The 18,102-nt window shown below is 70.8% G+C and carries 22 protein-coding genes; 6 read left to right on the plus strand and 16 right to left on the minus strand.

Annotation, left to right across the window (positions count from 1 at the left end; translation table 11 throughout):
- Nucleotides 1-7 precede the first annotated feature (7 nt).
- From ACFYXF_RS15625 to ACFYXF_RS15645, 5 genes are read left to right on the plus strand one after another with little or no spacing between them, the layout of a single operon-like run.
- Nucleotides 8-1,195 carry an ADP-ribosylglycohydrolase family protein gene (locus tag ACFYXF_RS15625; protein ID WP_389350099.1) on the plus strand — a complete coding sequence of 396 codons (1,188 nt, stop codon included), beginning with the start codon at nt 8-10 and terminating at the stop codon, nt 1,193-1,195.
- Entirely contained in the window at nt 1,183-2,637 is a 1,455-nt protein-coding gene (locus tag ACFYXF_RS15630) for an ADP-ribosylglycohydrolase family protein (RefSeq protein WP_389350100.1), read from the plus strand. The genes ACFYXF_RS15625 and ACFYXF_RS15630 overlap by 13 nt, the downstream gene beginning before the upstream one ends.
- Complete coding sequence (locus ACFYXF_RS15635; RefSeq protein WP_389350101.1) at nt 2,634-3,476, plus strand: ribokinase; 843 nt, start codon at nt 2,634-2,636, stop codon at nt 3,474-3,476. Before ACFYXF_RS15630 ends, ACFYXF_RS15635 begins: the two co-directional genes overlap by 4 nt.
- Entirely contained in the window at nt 3,473-4,711 is a 1,239-nt protein-coding gene (locus ACFYXF_RS15640) for a CaiB/BaiF CoA transferase family protein (RefSeq protein WP_389350102.1), read from the plus strand. Before ACFYXF_RS15635 ends, ACFYXF_RS15640 begins: the two co-directional genes overlap by 4 nt.
- Nucleotides 4,708-5,535: an HpcH/HpaI aldolase/citrate lyase family protein gene (locus ACFYXF_RS15645; RefSeq protein ID WP_389350103.1), complete on the plus strand. Its 828-nt coding sequence runs from the start codon at nt 4,708-4,710 to the stop codon at nt 5,533-5,535. The genes ACFYXF_RS15640 and ACFYXF_RS15645 overlap by 4 nt, the downstream gene beginning before the upstream one ends.
- Nucleotides 5,536-5,599: 64 nt before the next feature.
- Here the strand turns inward: ACFYXF_RS15645 and lgt are convergent, their stop codons facing one another.
- The 11 genes from lgt to hisI all read right to left on the minus strand — a co-directional run bounded on the left by lgt (nt 5,600) and on the right by hisI (nt 14,617).
- Nucleotides 5,600-6,631, minus strand: a complete 1,032-nt coding sequence (gene lgt, locus ACFYXF_RS15650) for a prolipoprotein diacylglyceryl transferase (protein ID WP_389350104.1) — start codon at nt 6,629-6,631, stop codon at nt 5,600-5,602.
- A gap of 136 nt (nt 6,632-6,767) precedes the next feature.
- Complete coding sequence (locus ACFYXF_RS15655) at nt 6,768-7,544, minus strand: DsbA family protein (protein WP_389350105.1); 777 nt, start codon at nt 7,542-7,544, stop codon at nt 6,768-6,770.
- Between the two features lie 89 nt (nt 7,545-7,633).
- Entirely contained in the window at nt 7,634-8,452 is an 819-nt protein-coding gene (gene trpA, locus ACFYXF_RS15660) for a tryptophan synthase subunit alpha (RefSeq protein WP_389350106.1), read from the minus strand.
- The gene (gene trpB, locus ACFYXF_RS15665; RefSeq protein WP_389350107.1) at nt 8,449-9,732 is read right to left on the minus strand and encodes a tryptophan synthase subunit beta; all 1,284 of its coding nucleotides are present in this window, start codon (nt 9,730-9,732) and stop codon (nt 8,449-8,451) included. The genes trpA and trpB overlap by 4 nt, the downstream gene beginning before the upstream one ends.
- Before the next feature lie 57 nt (nt 9,733-9,789).
- The gene (trpM, locus tag ACFYXF_RS15670; protein WP_389350108.1) at nt 9,790-10,005 is read right to left on the minus strand and encodes a tryptophan biosynthesis modulator TrpM; all 216 of its coding nucleotides are present in this window, start codon (nt 10,003-10,005) and stop codon (nt 9,790-9,792) included.
- A 22-nt stretch (nt 10,006-10,027) separates the two neighbouring features.
- The gene (trpC, locus tag ACFYXF_RS15675; protein ID WP_369035105.1) at nt 10,028-10,837 is read right to left on the minus strand and encodes an indole-3-glycerol phosphate synthase TrpC; all 810 of its coding nucleotides are present in this window, start codon (nt 10,835-10,837) and stop codon (nt 10,028-10,030) included.
- A gap of 165 nt (nt 10,838-11,002) precedes the next feature.
- Nucleotides 11,003-11,452: a DUF2752 domain-containing protein gene (locus tag ACFYXF_RS15680; protein ID WP_389350109.1), complete on the minus strand. Its 450-nt coding sequence runs from the start codon at nt 11,450-11,452 to the stop codon at nt 11,003-11,005.
- Between the two features lie 84 nt (nt 11,453-11,536).
- On the minus strand, nt 11,537-11,779 hold the full coding sequence (locus tag ACFYXF_RS15685) for an HGxxPAAW family protein (protein ID WP_389350110.1): 243 nt from the start codon (nt 11,777-11,779) through the stop codon (nt 11,537-11,539).
- A 212-nt stretch (nt 11,780-11,991) separates the two neighbouring features.
- A complete protein-coding gene (locus tag ACFYXF_RS15690; protein ID WP_389350111.1) occupies nt 11,992-12,639 on the minus strand; it encodes a TIGR02234 family membrane protein in 648 nt (215 codons plus the stop codon).
- 83 nt (nt 12,640-12,722) lie between these two features.
- Nucleotides 12,723-14,201, minus strand: coding sequence for an anthranilate synthase component I (locus ACFYXF_RS15695; protein WP_389350112.1), 1,479 nt, complete (start codon nt 14,199-14,201; stop codon nt 12,723-12,725).
- 11 nt (nt 14,202-14,212) lie between these two features.
- The gene (hisI, locus tag ACFYXF_RS15700) at nt 14,213-14,617 is read right to left on the minus strand and encodes a phosphoribosyl-AMP cyclohydrolase (RefSeq protein ID WP_389350113.1); all 405 of its coding nucleotides are present in this window, start codon (nt 14,615-14,617) and stop codon (nt 14,213-14,215) included.
- Nucleotides 14,618-14,700: 83 nt separating this feature from the next.
- Between hisI and ACFYXF_RS15705 the strand changes: the two genes are divergently transcribed.
- On the plus strand, nt 14,701-15,336 hold the full coding sequence (locus tag ACFYXF_RS15705; RefSeq protein ID WP_389350114.1) for a TIGR03085 family metal-binding protein: 636 nt from the start codon (nt 14,701-14,703) through the stop codon (nt 15,334-15,336).
- Nucleotides 15,337-15,411: 75 nt separating this feature from the next.
- Here the strand turns inward: ACFYXF_RS15705 and hisF are convergent, their stop codons facing one another.
- From hisF to ACFYXF_RS15730, 5 genes are read right to left on the minus strand one after another with little or no spacing between them, the layout of a single operon-like run.
- On the minus strand, nt 15,412-16,167 hold the full coding sequence (gene hisF / locus ACFYXF_RS15710; RefSeq protein WP_369035098.1) for an imidazole glycerol phosphate synthase subunit HisF: 756 nt from the start codon (nt 16,165-16,167) through the stop codon (nt 15,412-15,414).
- The gene (locus ACFYXF_RS15715) at nt 16,164-16,562 is read right to left on the minus strand and encodes a RidA family protein (protein WP_389350115.1); all 399 of its coding nucleotides are present in this window, start codon (nt 16,560-16,562) and stop codon (nt 16,164-16,166) included. The genes hisF and ACFYXF_RS15715 overlap by 4 nt, the downstream gene beginning before the upstream one ends.
- Entirely contained in the window at nt 16,559-17,287 is a 729-nt protein-coding gene (gene priA / locus ACFYXF_RS15720) for a bifunctional 1-(5-phosphoribosyl)-5-((5-phosphoribosylamino)methylideneamino)imidazole-4-carboxamide isomerase/phosphoribosylanthranilate isomerase PriA (protein WP_389350116.1), read from the minus strand. Before priA ends, ACFYXF_RS15715 begins: the two co-directional genes overlap by 4 nt.
- Nucleotides 17,287-17,946 carry an imidazole glycerol phosphate synthase subunit HisH gene (gene hisH / locus ACFYXF_RS15725; protein WP_389350360.1) on the minus strand — a complete coding sequence of 220 codons (660 nt, stop codon included), beginning with the start codon at nt 17,944-17,946 and terminating at the stop codon, nt 17,287-17,289. Before hisH ends, priA begins: the two co-directional genes overlap by 1 nt.
- Entirely contained in the window at nt 17,937-18,101 is a 165-nt protein-coding gene (locus ACFYXF_RS15730) for a hypothetical protein (RefSeq protein WP_198655592.1), read from the minus strand. The genes hisH and ACFYXF_RS15730 overlap by 10 nt, the downstream gene beginning before the upstream one ends.
- Nucleotide 18,102: the final 1 nt, after the last annotated feature.

An 18,102-nucleotide genomic window follows, 5' to 3' on the forward strand; every position in this document is an offset into this window, starting at 1 on the left:
TCGCAACATGAAGCCCAAAACACCAGAAACCCTCGAAGCGGGCCAAGCACTGGCCCTGGACGAACGGATCACCGCAGCCCTGGTGGGCGCGGCCGTCGGCGACGCCCTCGGCGGCCCCGTCGAGGGCTACACCCCCGAGCAGATCCTCGAACGCCACGCGGGCCGCGTCCACGGCATCGTCGGCCCCTGGAACGGGGACGCCTGGCGCACGGCCCGCCCGATCGCCCCGTACCACAAGGGCGACGGCCACGTCACCGACGACACCTTGATGACGCACGCGCTGATCCGCGTCTACGCGAAGGTCCGCGACCACCTGGACGCGTACGCGGTCGCCGACCACCTGGTCCCGGACCTGATGACGAACCCCCGCTGGATCCCGGAGCTGGAGGCCGAGGCGCTCCCCCTCCAACGCATCTTCCTGGCGGAGAAATGGCTGGTGGCCCGGATCCACTACGGCCACATCGACCCCCGCGAGGCAGGCGTGGGGAACATCGTCAACTGCGGTGCGGCGATGTACATGGCCCCGGTCGGCCTGGTCAACGCGGCCAACCCGGCGGGCGCGTACACCGAGGCCCTCGACATCGCGGGCGCCCACCAGTCTTCGTACGGCAGGGAGGCGGCGGCGGTCTTCGCGGCGGGGGTGGCGGCGGCGTGCACCCCGAACGCCACCCCCGACTCCGTGATCGGCACGTGCCTCTCCCTGGCGAAGGACGGCACCAGAGCAGCCATCGAGACGGTGTGCGAAGTGGCCTCCCGCTACTCGGACTTCGAGTCGGCACTGCGGCCACTGCGGGAGGCGGTGACGCCGTACGACACGGTGGGCTCGGACTACCGCAACCCGTCGCTGGGCGCCCGTCGCCCGTCCCGGCTGCACACGATCGAGGAACTCCCGGTGGCGTTGGGCATGTTGGCGGTGGCGCGCGGCGACTTCCGTCACTCAGTGCTGGGTTCGGTGAACTACGGCCGCGACTGCGACTCGATCGCGACGATGGCCGGGGCCCTGGCGGGCGCCCTGGGCTCCGAGATCCCGTCCGACTGGTCGAAGACGGTCGCGGAGGCAAGCCGCCTGGACCTGTGGGAACCGGCCCGCACGCTGGCCGAGGTAACAGGGGAGATCTTCGAACGGGACGTCCACCGACGCCGTTCCCACGAGGGGGCGTTCGCCCAGCTCAGGAGCCCGGGATGCTCCGACTGACCTGGGTCCAACCGGAGGACCTGCTCGGCCACGAACTGCGCCAGGCAACCCAGGACGGCCGAGAACCCAGCAGAATCGCCGCGCGCTGGAGAGCGGCGGGCGGCCAGGAGGCCCCGCAACGAGCAGGCGCGTCACCCAACCCGGTATCCCGCTACCTGCGCCAACTGGCAGAAGACCTACTGGACGAACTGGCAGACCTACCCAGCAGGTTGACAGACGAAGAGCCGACGGACCTGGCGAGAATCAAGGCCAGCTGCGCGACGTGGCCTACCCCCGCCCCCACTGCGGGCATGCGTGCCGCTAAGGGCGGCACCCGTCCCACAGAAAGCGGCACCCCGCAAACGCCGGGCCGCGTGACCCACCCCCCAGCAACCACCCCCCTCAACTTGGAAGCAGCCTGGCTGGGCAGAGCCGCAGGCTGCCTCCTAGGCAAACCGGTAGAGAAACTCCCCCTCACCGCGATCCGCCACCTCGCCCAGGCAACCGGCAACTGGCCCCTGAACACCTGGTTCACAGCCAAAGGAGTCCCGGAGGAACTCCTGACAGCACACCCCTGGAACCGCCGCTCAGCCCCAACCTCCCTCGCCGAGAACATCAACGGCATGCCCGAGGACGACGACCTCAACTACCCCCTCCTCAACCTCCTCCTGCTCCAACGCCACGGCCCCCACTTCACCACCACGGACGTCGCGAAACTCTGGCTCGACGAACTCCCCGCAGGCCGCACCTTCACCGCCGAACGCATCGCCTACCGCAACCTCCTCTCCGGCCTCGAACCCCCACTCACCGCCCGCCACCGCAACCCGTTCCGAGAATGGATCGGCGCCCTGATCCGCGCAGACGTCCACGGCTGGACCAACCCAGGCGACCCGGCCACCGCAGCCGAACAGGCGTACCGCGACGCGACCCTCACCCACACCGCCAACGGCGTCTACGCGGCGATGTTCACGGCGGCCACCATCGCCCAGGCAGCCACCGCCACCCACGACATCCACGCCTGCCTGCGCACGGGCCTGACAGTGATCCCCCCACGCTCCCGCCTAGCCGCAGCCATCCACCACGGAATCCAACTGGCCCGAACCCACCCCGACTTCACCACCGTCGTGGACGAACTCCACGCGACCCACTCCCCCACCTACCACTGGGTCCACGCCATCCCCAACACCGCCCTGATCGCCGCCGCCCTCACCCACGCCGACGGCGACTTCACCGGCTCCATCTGCCGCGCCGTGTCCGGCGGTTGGGACACCGACTCCAACGGCGCGACGGCCGGCAGCATCGCCGCCCTCCTCGCAGGCTCCCCCGATGCCCTCCCCGACCGCTGGACCACCCCCCTCAAGAACCAACTCGCCACCTCAGTCGCGGACTTCAACGGCACCGGCTTCGACGACCTCGCCCGACTGACGTACTCCCTCACCCACTTGGAGGCAGCCCACCCATGACCCATATCGCCGTGCTGGGCAGCACGAACATGGACCTCGTCGCGTACGTCGGCAAGGCTCCACAGCGCGGGGAGACGGTGACGGGACGTGAGTTCCGTACGATCCCCGGCGGCAAGGGCGCCAACCAGGCCGTGGCGGCGGCCCGTTCGGGAGCCGACGTCTCGATGATCGGCGCGGTGGGCAACGACCCGTACGGCACCCAACTCCGCTCCACCCTGGAGCACTCCGGCGTCGACACCGACCATCTCCGCACCGTCGAGGGCCCCTCCGGCACCGCGCACATCGTCGTGGACGACGAGGGCGGCAACGCGATCGTCGTCATCCCCGCCGACGCACTGCTGCTCCAGCTGGAGATCCCGCTCACAGCGGTGATCGAGGGCGCCCAGGCCGCTCACCGCCACGACGTCCGTACGATCCTCACCCCGGCCCCCGCCCAACCGCTGCCACCCGAACTCCTCGCCGTCACCGACCTGTTGGTGCCGAACCAGCACGAGGCCACAGCCCTCACCGGCCTGACCGACCCGCACCAGGCAGCCATCGCACTCCTCGACCAGGTACCAGAGGTCGTGGTCACCCTGGGCCCGGCCGGCAGCCTCTACGCAACCCGGGGCGCCGAACCCGTCACCCTCACCGTCCCCGCGCCGCCCGTCACCGCCGTGGACTCGACCGGCGCCGGCGACACCTTCGTAGGCGCCCTCGCGGTGGCCCTGGCCGAAGGGCGCCCGATGCCGGACGCCCTGGCGTGGGCCGCGGCGGCGGGCGCACTCTCCGTACAACGGCCGGGCGCGTCGGCATCGATGCCGTACCGCTCGGAGATCGAGGCCAGGTACACATCATGAACGCACCCAAGCCCCCCACCCTCGGCACGACCACGGAAACCACGCCCCCCGCGGCCCCCCTGACAGGCCTCCGCGTCCTCGATCTGGCCACCCTCTTCGCGGGCCCCCTCGCCGCCACCATGCTCGGCGACTTCGGCGCCGAGGTGATCAAGATCGAGCACCCGGTGAAGCCCGACCCCTCCCGTGGCCACGGCCCGTCCAAGGACGGCATCGGCCTCTGGTGGAAGCTGTTGGGCCGCAACAAGCGCACGATGACCCTGGACCTGTCGAAGCCCGGAGGCCGCGCCACCCTCCTCCACCTCGCCACGACAGCCGACGTGATCATCGAGAACTTCCGCCCGGGCACCCTGGAGAAATGGGACCTGGGCTGGCCGGAGCTGTCCGCCGCCAACCCGCGCCTGGTCCTGGCCCGGGTCACCGGCTTCGGTCAGTTCGGCCCGTACGCCCACCGCCCCGGCTTCGGCACCCTCGCCGAGGCGATGAGCGGCTTCGCCGCGATCACCGGCGAACCGGACGCACCCCCGACGCTCCCGCCCTTCGGCCTCGCCGACTCGATCGCGGGCCTGGCGACCGCGTACGCCGTGATGACGGCCCTCGCCGCCCGCGACCGCACCGGCGAGGGCCAGGTCGTCGACATGGCGATCATCGAACCGATCCTCACGGTCCTCGGCCCGCAGCCGCTCTGGTACGACCAGTTGGGCCACGTCCAGCCGCGCACCGGCAACCGCTCGCAGAACAACGCGCCCCGCAACACCTACCGCACGGCCGACGGCACCTGGGTCGCCGTGTCGACCTCGGCCCAGTCGATCGCCGAGCGCGTGATGCGCCTGGTCGGCCGCCCGGAACTGATCGACGAACCCTGGTTCACCACGGGCGCCGACCGGGCCAGGCACTCGGACGTCCTCGACGAGGCGGTCGGTTCGTGGATCGCCCGCCACTCCCACACAGAGGTCATGGCGGCCTTCGAGAAGGCGGAGGCGGCGGTCGCCCCGATCCAGGACGTACGGGAGGTGATGACCGACCCGCAGTACCAGGCCCTCGACACCATCACCACCGTCGACGACCCCGAACTCGGCCCGATCCGTATGCAGAACGTCCTCTTCCGGCTCTCCGCGACCCCCGGCGCGATCCGCTGGGCGGGCCGCCCGCACGGTGCGGACACCACGGCCGTCCTCACCGAACTGGGCCTGGCCGAACACGAGATCGACACCCTGCGCACCGAGGGCGCCCTATGACAGCCACTCCCCTGACCTGGCTGTACGTCCCCGGCGACCGCCCCGAGGTGGTCACCAAGGCCCTCGCCTCCGGCGCCGACGTGGTCGTCGTCGACCTGGAGGACGCGGTCGCCCCCGACCGCAAGGAGTACGCCCGCACAGCCACCGCCGAACGCCTCACCGACCCCCAGCCGGTCCCGGTCCACGTCCGCATCAACGCCCTGGACGGCCCCTTGGCCACCCCCGACCTCCGGTCCCTCGAAGGCCTCCCGGGTGTCTCGGGCCTACGGCTCCCGAAGGTGACGGCACCACAGGACGTCGTACGAGTGGCCACCCGGAACCCCGCAGCCGATCTCCCGCTGCACGCCCTGCTCGAAACCGCCCTCGGCATCGAACACGCCTTCGCCATCGCGACCGCCCACCCCGCCCTGCACGGCATCGCTCTGGGCGAGGCGGACCTCCGGGCCGATCTGGGGGTACGAGGAGACGCGGGTCTCGACTGGTGCCGCTCCCGGGTCGTCGTGGCCGCACGGGCGGCCGGACTCGCCCCGCCGCCCCAGTCGGTCCACCCGGACATCCGCGACCTGGACACCCTGGCCGCGTCCTGCGCCCACGGCCGCGACCTGGGCTTCCTGGGCCGAGCGGCGATCCACCCCCGCCAGCTCCCGGTCATCGAGCGCGCCTACCTCCCCACCCCGGAGGAGATCGAGGAGGCCGAGCAGATCGTCAAGGCGGCGGCGACGGACGAGGGCGCCCAGGCCCTGCCGGACGGCCGCTTCATCGACGCGGCAGTGGTCGCATCGGCCCGCAGAACCCTGTCCCTGGCCGACCGCGACCGCCCCTGACCCGAACAACGAACGAGGGCGCCCCGGTCCGACCGGGGCGCCCTCGTCCTCGTACCGTCAACGGTTAGATCTTCTTGCTCGGCTCCGCCTCGGCCTTGTCCTCGGCCTTCTCCGCAGACTCGGAGTCGGACTCGGCCTTGCTCTCGCCCTCGCCCTCGCCGTCGTCCTCGGTCCTGGCCGTGCCGTCCGCATCAGCCTCGGCCTCGACCGCGTCCTTCACCTCCGCCGATTCCGCATCGCCCTCGTCACCCTCGGCGGCATCCTTCGCCGAACCGTCGGAGACATCCGGCTCCACGACTTCCTCCCGGCCGGGGCGCTTCTTCGCCGAGAGCACGAAGTAGACCACCGCGAGGATGAAGACGACGATCGCGGTCCAGTTGTTGAGCCGCATGCCGAGGACGTGGTGGGCCTCGTCGACGCGCAGGTACTCGATCCAGAAGCGGCCTACGCAGTAGGACGCGACGTACAGCGCGAACGCCCGTCCGTGCCCGAGCGTGAAGCGGCGGTCGGCCCAGATGACCAGCAGCGCGACGCCGACACACCACAACGACTCGTACAGGAAGGTCGGGTGGTAGTAGCCCGGGACCCGGCCGTCGGTCGAGGAGGTGATGTGCAGGGCCCAGGGGACGGTGGTCTCGCGGCCGTACAGCTCCTGGTTGAACCAGTTGCCCCACCGCCCGATCGCCTGTGCGAGGGCGATACCGGGCGCGAGGGCGTCGGCCCACGCGGGCAGCGGGATACCGCGTCGGCGGCAGCCGATCCACGCACCCAGCGCGCCGAGGGCGATCGCGCCCCAGATACCGAGGCCGCCCTCCCAGATCTTGAAGGCGTCCACCCAGTCGCGGCCCTCGCTGAAGTACAGCTCGTAGTCCGTGATCACGTGATAGAGGCGACCACCGACCAGGCCGAATGGCACGGCCCAGACCGCGATGTCGGCCACCGTGCCGGGTCGGCCACCGCGGGCGAGCCAGCGCTTGTTGCCGAGCCAGACCGCGACGAAGACACCGATGATGATGCAGAACGCGTAGCCGCGCAGCGGAATGGGTCCAAGGTGCAGCACCCCGCGCGCCGGACTGGGAATGTAGGCGATATTCATGGCAGTCCCGACGCTACCTTGACGGACGCGGCGGATGTGAGCCGCCCCGGGCAACGGCTCCATAACGGGCGGTGCCTCCGGTTCCGCTCACGACGCCGAACCGGAGGCCCTCGGGGAACCCGAAAAGCGCCCAGGCCTACGCCTTGTCGGCGGCCTCCACCATCTGCTTCAGCTTCGCCGGGGTCATCGTCTGGTCCTGGTAGATGTTCTTCCCGTCGAGCAGGACGGTCGGCGTGCCGCCGAAGCCGCCGCTCTGGAAGGCCTCGTTCGACTTCACGACCCAGCTGTTGTGCGTGCCGTCCTCGACACACGTCCGGAACGTGGGTGTGTCGAGTCCGTCGACCTTCTCCGCCAGCTCGATGAGTCTGCTGTTCTTCGCGAAGGCGTCGTCGGTCTCCTGCGGCTGGTTCTCGTACAGCACGTCGTGGTACGCGGTGAACTTGCCGGCGTCCTGGGCGCAGGCGGCGGCGTTGGCCGCGTGCCGGGAGCCGCTGCCGCCCATGTTGCCGTCGATGATCGTCGCCAGGTGGTAGTTCACCTTCAGCTTGCCCGCGGCCGTCAGCTCATGGATGGTCGAGCGGTAGTTGGTCTCGAAGGACTGGCAGGCCGGACAGCGGAAGTCCTCCCACACCGTGAGCGTCGACTTGGCGCTCTCCTCGCCCACCGGGATCGCGAGGCTGTCCTTGCCCTGCGCGCCCGAGGGCGCCACGACCGGACCGGCGCTCTCGCTCTTGCTGTCCTTGCCGGAGTTCGCGGCGACGACGCCGATCACCGCCGCGAGGCCCAGCACGCAGACGACACTGGCGCCCACGATCAACACCCGCCGCCGCTTCTCCGCGGACTTCTGCTTCTCACGCTCGACCGCCAGCCGCTCGCGGGCGGTGCGCTTTCCGTCACGATTCTTCTCGCTCACACCCGCAGAACGAACCGGGGAGACGCATTGCGCCTCCCCGGCCCCAGGTCCACCCGTTCGGGCGACCTGTGCGAAATGTCCCACCCGGCCTACGAGCGGCTCCGCACGCCCTTCGCGAGGTCGGCGGCGAGTTCCCGCACGGCCTCGACACCGGCCGCGTCGTCCGGGGCGTCGAGCATCCGCTTGACGAAGGCCGAGCCGACGATCACACCGTCGGCGAAGCCGGCGACCTCGGCGGCCTGGGCCGCGTCGGAGACCCCGAGCCCGACGCAGACCGGCAGGTCGGTGCCGGTGCCCCGGGTGCGTTCGACCAGCTTCTCGGCCTGGGCGCCGACCGACGCCCGGGTCCCCGTGACGCCCATGAGGGAAGCGGCGTACACGAACCCGCTGCCCGCCGCGGTGATCTCGGCGAGCCGTCCGTCCTTGCTGCTGGGCGCGACGACGAACACGGTCGCGAGGCCGTGCTTCTCCGCGTGCTCCCTCCACAGCGCCGACTCCTGCACGGGCAGGTCGGGCAGGATGCACCCGGCGCCGCCCGCCTCCGCCAGCTCGGCGGTGAACCGCTCGACGCCGTAGCGGTCGATCGGGTTCCAGTACGTCATGACGAGCACCGGCTTCCCGCTGGCCTCGTAGGCCTCCCGGACCGTGCGCATGACGTCCGCGATCTTGACGCCGCCGCGCAGGGCGATGTCGTCGGCGGTCTGGATGACGGGCCCGTCGAGCACCGGGTCGCTGTGCGGCAGCCCGACCTCGACGATGTCGGCGCCGCCCTCGAACACGGCCTTGACGGCGTCGATCCCGCCGTCGACGGTCGGGAACCCGGCGGGGAGATACGCGATGAGAGCGGCCCGCCCCTCGGTCTTGGCACCGGCGAGGGTGTCGCTCAACAGCTGGATGTTGCCGCTCACTTGGCGTCCCCCTCGATCTCTGCGGTGTCGGCCGTGTTGGCGGCGACCTCGGCGTCGGTGTCGTACAGGCCGAAGTACCGGGCGGCGGTGTCCATGTCCTTGTCGCCGCGCCCGGAGAGGTTGACGACGATGAGCCCGTCCTTGCCCAGCTCCTTGCCGACCTCCAGCGCACCGGCCAGCGCGTGCGCGCTCTCGATGGCCGGGATGATGCCCTCGGTACGCGACAGCAGGCGCAGGGCCTGCATGGCGGCGTCGTCGGTGACCGCGCGGTACTCGGCGCGGCCGGTGTCCTTGAGGTAGGAGTGCTCGGGGCCGATGCCCGGGTAGTCCAGTCCGGCGGAGATGGAGTAGGGCTCGGTGATCTGCCCCTCCTCGTCCTGCAGGACGTACGACCGCGACCCGTGCAGGACGCCGGGCTCACCGGCGGTGAGGGTGGCGGCGTGCTCGCCGGTCTCGACACCGTGGCCGCCGGGCTCGCACCCGATGAGGCGGACGTCGGCGTCGGGGATGAAGGCGTGGAAGAGCCCGATGGCGTTGGATCCGCCGCCCACACAGGCGACGGCGGCGTCGGGCAGCCGCCCGGCCTGCTCCAGGAGCTGCCTGCGGGCCTCCACACCGATCACCCGGTGGAAGTCGCGCACCATGGCCGGGAAGGGATGCGGCCCGGCGACGGTCCCGAACAGGTAGTGCGTGTGGTCGACGTTGGCGACCCAGTCGCGGAACGCCTCGTTGATGGCGTCCTTGAGGGTCCGCGACCCGGACTTCACGGCGATGACCTCGGCGCCGAGCATGCGCATCCGGGCGACGTTGAGGGCCTGGCGCTGGGTGTCGATCTCGCCCATGTAGATGGTGCATTCGAGCCCGAACAGCGCACAGGCGGTCGCGGTGGCGACCCCGTGCTGGCCGGCACCGGTCTCGGCGATGACACGGGTCTTGCCCATCCTCTTGGTGAGGAGGGCCTGCCCGAGCACGTTGTTGATCTTGTGGGACCCGGTGTGGTTCAGGTCCTCCCGCTTGAGGAAGATCCGGGCGCCTCCGGCGTGCTCGGCGAACCGGGGGACCTCGGTGAGGGAGCTGGGGCGGCCGGTGTAGTGGACGAGCAGGTCGTCGAGTTCGCGGGCGAACTCGGGGTCCGACTTCGCCTTGTCGTACTCGACGGCGACCTCGTCGACGGCGGCGACGAGGGCCTCCGGGATGAACTTGCCGCCGAACGCGCCGAAGTAGCCTTCGGGGCTGGGGATTTGACCTTCGGGGTCAGGGATGAAGAACTCGCTGGGCATGACAGAACCTCACGGTGAGTTTGTGTTGGGCACTATTCGCCGTGGGGGCAGGGATGGTCAGTTGGCTGCGGGACCATCGTGGCTGGTCGCGCAGTTCCCCGCGCCCCTGACGGGGCGCTGCCATCGCATGCCGTTCACCTGTCCAGGTTCGTCCCCGATGACGTATCGCACCCTGCGACCGTGCACGCGGCGTGCCGGTGCGCGGCAGCCACGGGGGCGGCAGCCGCGCGCGAGGCGGGCGTACCTGTCCGTGGGCGTCATGGTGATAGTCATCGGGGCAAACTCTAGCCGGTGATCAGCCGCGGCCGTGCCGCAATGCGGGATGCTCGCCCGCTGCCACCAGATCGGAGACCGCTGTCTTCGGGTCCTTGCCCGTCACCAGGGACTCGCCGACCAGGACCGCGTCGGCGCCCGCGTTGGCGTACGCGATGAGGTCGTGCGGGCCTCGGACACCCGACTCGGCGATCTTGACGATGCTGTCGGGGATCTCGGGGGCGACCCGCTCGAAGGTGGAGCGGTCGACCTCCAGGGTCTTCAGGTTGCGCGCGTTGACGCCGATGACCCGGGCCCCCGCCTCGACCGCCCGCTCGACCTCGTCCTCGTCGTGCACCTCGACGAGCGGGGTGAGTCCGATGGACTCGGCGCGCTCGATGAGGGACTCCAGGGCGGGCTGGTCGAGGGCCGCGACGATCAGCAGGGCCAGGTCGGCGCCGTACGCCCGGGCCTCCCACAGCTGGTACGACGTGACGATGAAGTCCTTGCGCAGCACCGGGATGTCCACCCGCGCACGGACGGCCTCCAGGTCGGCCAGGGAGCCGCCGAAGCGGCGCTGTTCGGTGAGGACGGAGATGACGGCCGCGCCGCCCGCCTCGTAGTCCGCCGCGAGGCCGGCCGGGTCGGCGATGGCCGCGAGCGCGCCCTTGGAGGGGCTGGACCGCTTGACCTCGCAGATGACCTTGACGCCGTCGCCGCGCAGTGCGGCGACCCCGTCCTTGGCGGCGGGAGCCTTCGCCGCGCGCTCCTTGAGCTCGTCGAGGCTGACGCGCGCCTGCCGCTCCGCGAGGTCGGCACGGACTCCGTCGATGATCTCGTCGAGCACACTCACGCGAGCGGCCCCCTTCCAGACGGTAGGCGATTGACTGTTCCAGCCATTCACAGCATCGAAGCTGCACAAACTGTCAAAGCTGGTCACTCCGATGGTATCCGCAGGAGGGCACGCCCCTCACATCCGGTTGACACCGGTCCCACTACCTGGACATTCATCATTTGATCAAGGGTGGAGCCAGCCACCGAACGGCAGGTTCCGGACAACCGTGAAGACCAGCAACAATGTCCCCAGGCTCCACAGGTGCACCGGCCCGAGATCGATCCGCATCGGCCGTACGCGCACCGCACGGACCACCCAGACGGTCCACAGGACGGCGAAGGCCAGGTATCCCGCCACGGCGAGCGCGTTGGCCCCGAGGGCCGTCACCCAGTCCCCGTGCACGAAGGCGTAGGCGCTGCGCAGACCGCCGCAGCCGGGGCAGTACACGCCGGTCAGGCGCAGAAGCGGGCAGACGGGGTAGTGCCCGGGTTCGTTGGGGTCGACCGTCCCGACGTACGCGAAGGCCCCGGCGACGGCCGCCAGCACCCCGGCGGGCACCACCACCCGTCCCAGGACGGCACCGGCGCCCGAGGGCACGCCTTGCTGAGCCCGCTCGGTGTTCACCCCACGCATTCTGCCCCCTGCGGGGTGTACACGCGCCAGGGGCGGCCCCGGCGTCGTCGCCGTGCCGCCCCCGCCAGTCCTCGAATACGGGATTCAGCTCTCGGCGCCCGCCGGTTCACGCGTCGACGCGACCTGTCGGGCCGGCTTCTGCTTGCCGAGGCCCATCGCGGCCATGATCCAGCCGACGACCCCGCCGAGGACCGCGAGCACCATGCCGGCCCAGAAGCCCAGCGGCTCGGCCATCACCATGAAGGCGCCCGCTACGCAGAAGCCGATGATGGAGATGGTGACGCCGGTCCAGGCGGCCAAAGTGTGACCGTGGCTGCTGCCCGCCATGACTTGCTCCTCGTTGCTGAGTTGCTGGTTGTTGAATACAGGACGTGGTGAGCCGGAAGCTCGTCGCCCATTGTCCCGCACGCGCACGGGTGCAGAACCCCGGGGGTCACCCCAGCGAGTCGCCCCCGCCGGGGCGCCCCAAAGGGGCGCGGGGAACTGCGCGACCAGCCACAACGCACCCGCAGACAACACACGACCCCAGAGCGGAGCCCTTAAGCGCCGGTGGGATCCTCACCCCGGTCCAGCGCCTTCCAGATCTCCTCGGGACGGTCGGGATCTGCGGCCGTCGCCCGACGGCGAGGCCTCGGCGCACCACCCCGCTCGTACCGCCCTGACATCGCCGGCCACAGACGCCCGTACCGCAGGGCCAGCAGCCCCGCGAGCAGGATCAGCGCGCCGCCGACGGCCGCCGCGTACGGCCAGGCCGTATGGCTGAGGGTGTTCACGGTGGCCGCCGTGTCACCGCTGGCCTGGGCGGCCTTCTCGTCGAGCGCGGAGCTGTCGGAGGCGCCGAGGACGGCCGCGGCGACCGTACCGGCGCCGGACAGCGCGAGCAGCGCGGCGACCAGGAGGCGGCCGGAGCGGCGGACGGCGAAGACGGCGACGAGCGCGGCGAGGCCCACTATCGCGAGGGCCGCGGGCACGCCCGTGACGTCGCTGCCGCTGGCGGTCAGCGGGAAGGCGCCGCCGGCGACCGTCGCGGTGCCCTCCGACCAGCGCTGGCGGGTGGCGAGCAGGGCGACGGCCGCGCCCAGCGCACCGGCCGACAGGGCGACGGCGAGGCTGAGCCGGCCGGCCCGGCCGGGAAGGGGGGCTTCGGAACGTGGGGAAGGTACGGGTACGGCTGTCACGTACCCCACTATCGCCCCAACCCCGGGTGAACCGGCACCCGGGGTTGGCGTGAGAAGCGCCCCATTGGTGGGACCTTGTCAGCGGAAGGGCCCTACTGTCCGAGCCGGTTCGCCGTGTGGACGGCGCGCAGGACCGCCGCCGCCTTGTTGCGGCACTCGTTGTCCTCGGCGACCGGGTCGGAGTCGGCGACGACACCGGCGCCCGCCTGGACGTACGCCGTGCCGTCGCGCAGGAGGGCCGTGCGGATGGCGATGGCGGTGTCGGAGTCGCCCGCGAAGTCGAGATAGCCGACGGCGCCGCCGTACAACCCCCGCCTGGACGGCTCCAGTTCGTCGATGATCTGCATCGCGCGCGGCTTGGGCGCCCCGGAGAGCGTGCCGGCCGGGAAGCAGGCCGTCAGGACGTCGAAGGCGGTACGGCCCGCCGCCACCCGGCCGGTGACGGTCGAGACGATGTGCATGACGTGCGAGTACCGCTCGACGGACATGAAGTCGACGACCTCGACGGAACCGGGCTCGCAGACCCGGCCGAGGTCGTTGCGCCCGAGGTCGACGAGCATGAGGTGCTCGGCGCGCTCCTTGGGGTCGGCGAGCAGTTCCTCGGCGAGGGCCTGGTCCTCCTGCGGGGTCGCCCCGCGGTGCCGGGTGCCGGCGATGGGGTGGACCATCGCGCTGCCGTCCTCGACCTTGACGAGGGCCTCGGGGGACGAGCCGACGACATCGAACCCGTCGAAGCGGAACAGGTACATGTACGGGGACGGGTTGGTGGCCCGCAGGACGCGGTAGACGTCCAGCGCGCTCGCCGTGCACGGCGTTTCGAAGCGCTGCGAGGGGACGACCTGGAAGGCCTCCCCCGCGCGGATGCGCTCCTTGATGTCCTCGACGGCGACCTGGTAGTCGGGGCCGCCCCACAGCGCCGTGTACTCGGGGAGTTCTGAGGGCGGGAGCACGGCGGGCGGCTGGGAGACCGCGCGCGAGAGGTCGGCCTGCATGGCGTCGAGGCGGGCCACGGCGTCCGCGTAGGCCTCGTCGACGCCCGTGTCGAGGTCGTTGTGGTTGATCGCGTTGGCGATCAGCAGGACCGAGCCCTCCCAGTGGTCCATGACGGCCAGATCGCTGGTGAGCAGCATGGTCAGCTCGGGCAGCTGGAGGTCGTCCCGCTCGCCGGGGCCGATCTTCTCCAGGCGGCGCACGATGTCGTACCCGAGGTAGCCGACCATGCCGCCGGTGAAGGGCGGCAGGCCCTCCTGGTGGGGCGTGTGGAGGGCCTCGATGGTGGCGCGCAGGGCGGCGAGCGGGTCGCCGTCGACGGGCACGCCCACGGGCGGGGTGCCGAGCCAGTGGGCCTCGCCGTCGCGCGCGGTGAGGGTGGCGCTGGAGCGGACGCCGACGAAGGAGTAGCGGGACCAGGAGAGACCGTTCTCGGCGGACTCCAGCAGGAACGTGCCGGGGCGTTCGGCGGCGAGCTTGCGGTAGAGCGCGACCGGGGTGTCGCCGTCGGCGAGGAGCTTGCGGGTGACGGGGATGACGCGCCGGTCGGTGGCCAGCTTGCGGAAGGTCTCGAGGTCCATGGCGGCTGACCTTACTGACCCTGCGGGAGTACGCCGGAATCGGCGTCCTCGAACGACACGTCGAGCAGGACGTCGGCGTCGAAGCAGGTCCGCGCGCCGGTGTGGCAGGCGGCGCCCACCTGGTCGACCTTGACGAGCACGGTGTCGGCGTCGCAGTCGAGGGCGACGGACTTCACGTGCTGGAAGTGTCCTGAGGTGTCGCCCTTGACCCAGTACTCCTGGCGGCTGCGCGACCAGTAGGTGCAGCGGCCGGTGGTCAGGGTGCGATGCAGCGCCTCGTCGTCCATCCAGCCGAGCATGAGCACCTCACCGGTGTCGTACTGCTGGGCGATCGCGGGGACGAGCCCGTCGGCGCCGCGCTTGAGGCGCGCGGCGATCTCCGGGGCGAGGGGGCTGGGGGGCGTGCTGCTGGTCATGGGCCCATTGTGCCGCGCCCCACTGACAGTCCCGGCGGGGTGTCCACTGGGCGGACCTCGTGGACGGTCGTAGGCTTGCTGACATGTCGACCCATGCGAAGCGTGAACGACTTCTCCTCGCCGACCTGTTGGAAACCGCGGGCCCGGACGCCCCCACCCTGTGCGAGGGCTGGAACACCCGTGACCTCGCCGCGCACGTGGTGGTGCGCGAGCGCCGCGCGGACGCCGCCGGAGGGACCTGGATCAAGCAGCTCGCGCCCCGTCTGGAGCGGGTGATGACCGAGTTCGCCGAGAAGCCCTACGAAGAGCTGATCCAGCTGATCCGTACGGGCCCACCGCGTTTCTCGCCGTTCTCCCTGAAGCAGATCGACGAGGCGGCGAACACCATAGAGTTCTACGTCCACACCGAGGACGTACGCCGCGCACAGCCCGACTGGACACCCCGCGAGCTGGACCCGGTCTTCCAGGACGCCCTCTGGTCCCGCCTGGAACGCACCGCCCGACTGACGGGCCGCAGCGCCCCCACAGGCCTGGTCCTACGCCGCCCCGACGGCCGCACAGCGGTGGCCCACCGAGGCGTCCCGGTGGTCACGGTGACAGGCGAACCGTCGGAGCTGCTCCTGTTCGCGTACGGCCGCCAGAACGCAGCAGACGTGGACCTGGAGGGCGACAAGGAAGCGATCACCAAGCTCCACGAATCAAAGCAGCTGGGCATCTAAGACGAGCCGCGCCCCAAAGGGGCGCGGGGAACTGCGCGACAAGCCCCCACCGCCCCGCGGCCAAAGAACTACCCGTCAACGAACAGGATGCCCAGCGCCACGCAACACATCCTTCACCTGCCCGATCCGCAAATCCCCAAAGTGGAAAACAGAGGCAGCCAGAACAGCATCCGCCCCGGCCGCCACGGCAGGCGGAAAGTCGGCCAACCGCCCCGCTCCCCCACTGGCAATCAGCGGGACGCGCACATGCTTCCGCACAGCCTCGATCATCTCGATGTCGTACCCGTCCTTCGTCCCGTCCGCGTCCATCGAGTTGAGCAGAATCTCCCCGGCGCCCAGCTCGGCGGCCTGGTGCGCCCACTCGACCGCGTCGATACCGGTACCGCGCCGCCCCCCATGGGTGGTGACCTCGAAGGACCCGGACTCGGTCCGTCGCGCGTCCACGGACAGCACCAGCACCTGCCGCCCGAACCGCTCCGCGATCTCCCGGATCAGCTCCGGACGCGCGATGGCGGCCGTGTTGACGCCCACCTTGTCCGCCCCGGCCCGCAGCAGCTTGTCGACGTCCTCGGCCGCGCGCACCCCGCCGCCCACGGTGAGCGGGATGAACACCTGCTCGGCGGTGCGGCGCACCACGTCGTACGTCGTCTCGCGGTTGCCGGACGACGCGGTGATGTCCAGGAACGTCAGTTCGTCGGCACCCTCGGCGTCGTACACCTTGGCCATCTCGACGGGGTCGCCCGCGTCGCGCAGGTTCTGGAAGTTGACGCCCTTGACGACCCGGCCGTTGTCCACGTCCAGGCAGGGGATGACTCGTACGGCAAGGGTCATGCTGCGGCTTCTCCTCGGTACGCCTCCACCTCGACCTCGACGACCAGGCTGGGGTCCACGAGGCCGGAGACGATGATCATGGATGCGGCGGGCCGGACGGCGTCGAACAGCTCCTTGTGAGCGCGCCCGACGTCGTCCACGTCCCGCGCGTGGGTGATGTACATGCGCGTACGCACGACGTCGTCACGGCCGAGCCCGAGCTGCTCCAGCGCCGCGAACGCGACGTTGAAGGAGTTGATCGTCTGCTCGTAGGGGCCGCCTCCGGCGATCTCGCCGTCCACGATGGACGTGCAGCCTGAGACCAGCACCAGGCCATTGGGCAGCTCCACCGCGCGGGAGTAGCCGAAGGCATCCTCCCAGGGGGCACCGGTCGTGACACGCCGTACGTCGCTCACTGGTCCACCGCCTCCAGGGCCTCTTCCAGGGTGAACGCCTTCGCGTAGAGGGCCTTCCCGACGATGGAGCCCTCGACACCGAGCGGGACCAGCTCGGCGATGGCACGGAGGTCGTCCAGGGAGGACACGCCGCCGGAGGCCACGACCGGGCGGTCGGTCGCCGCGCAGACGTTGCGCAGCAGCTCCAGATTGGGGCCCTGGAGCGTGCCGTCCTTGGCGATGTCGGTCACGACATAGCGCGCGCAGCCCTCGCCGTTGAGCCGCTCCAGCGTCTCGTAGAGGTCGCCGCCGTCGCGGGTCCAGCCGCGTCCGCGGAGCGTGGTTCCGCGTACGTCCAGGCCGACCGCGATCTTGTCGCCGTGCGCGGCGATGACCTTGGCGACCCACTCGGGGGTCTCCAGGGCGGCCGTACCGAGGTTCACGCGCGTGCAGCCCGTCGCCAGGGCGGCGGCCAGCGTGTCGTCGTCGCGGATGCCGCCGGACAGCTCCACCTTGATGTCCATCGCGCCGGCGACCTCGGCGATCAGCTTGCGGTTGTCGCCGGTGCCGAAGGCCGCGTCCAGGTCGACCAGGTGCAGCCACTCGGCGCCCGAGCGCTGCCAGGCGAGGGCGGCCTCCAGGGGGGAGCCGTACGAGGTCTCCGTGCCGGACTCGCCGTGCACCAGGCGCACTGCCTGGCCGTCGCGGACGTCGACGGCGGGGAGGAGTTCGAGCTTCGAGGGCATCAGAGGGTTCCGATCCAGTTGTTCAGCAGCTGCGCTCCGGCGTCGCCGGACTTCTCGGGGTGGAACTGGGTGGCCCACAGGGCGCCGTTCTCGACGGCCGCCACGAAGGGCTTGCCGTGTGTCGACCAGGTGACCCCGGGGGCGCGCATCAGCGGGTTCGTGATCTCCAGGGACCAGTCGTGGACGGCGTACGAGTGGACGAAGTAGTAGCGCGCGTCGGCGTCCAGGCCCGCGAAGAGCTGGGAGTCCGCCGGGGCCTCGACGGTGTTCCAGCCCATGTGGGGCACGATGTCGGCCTGCAGCGGCTCGACGGAGCCGGGCCACTCGTCGAGGCCCTCGGTCTCGACGCCGTGCTCGATCCCGCGCGCGAAGAGGATCTGCATGCCCACGCAGATGCCCATCACGGGACGGCCGCCGGCCAGTCGGCGTCCGACGATCCAGTCGCCGCGCGCCTCCTTGAGGCCGCGCATACAGGCGGCGAAGGCGCCGACGCCCGGCACCAGCAGCCCGTCCGCGTTCATGGCCTTGTCGAAGTCACGCGTTATCTCGACGTCGGCACCCGCGCGCGCGAGAGCGCGTTCGGCGGACCGGACATTGCCGAAGCCGTAGTCAAAGACGACTACTCGTTGCCGTTTCTTGCCGGAGCTACTCAATTCCAGACCTCCAGCCTCAGCACGCCGGCGACGAGACACATCCCGGCGCCTATCGACAGCAACACGATGAGGCTCGTGGGCATCTTCTGCTTGGCGAAGGAGTAGACCCCGCCGGCCAGGAAGAGCCCGACGACGATCAGTACGGTGGAGAGGCCGCTCATG

This window comes from Streptomyces sp. NPDC002680 (genome assembly GCF_042889145.1).
GTDB classification, from domain to species: Bacteria; Actinomycetota; Actinomycetes; order Streptomycetales; family Streptomycetaceae; genus Streptomyces; species Streptomyces adonidis.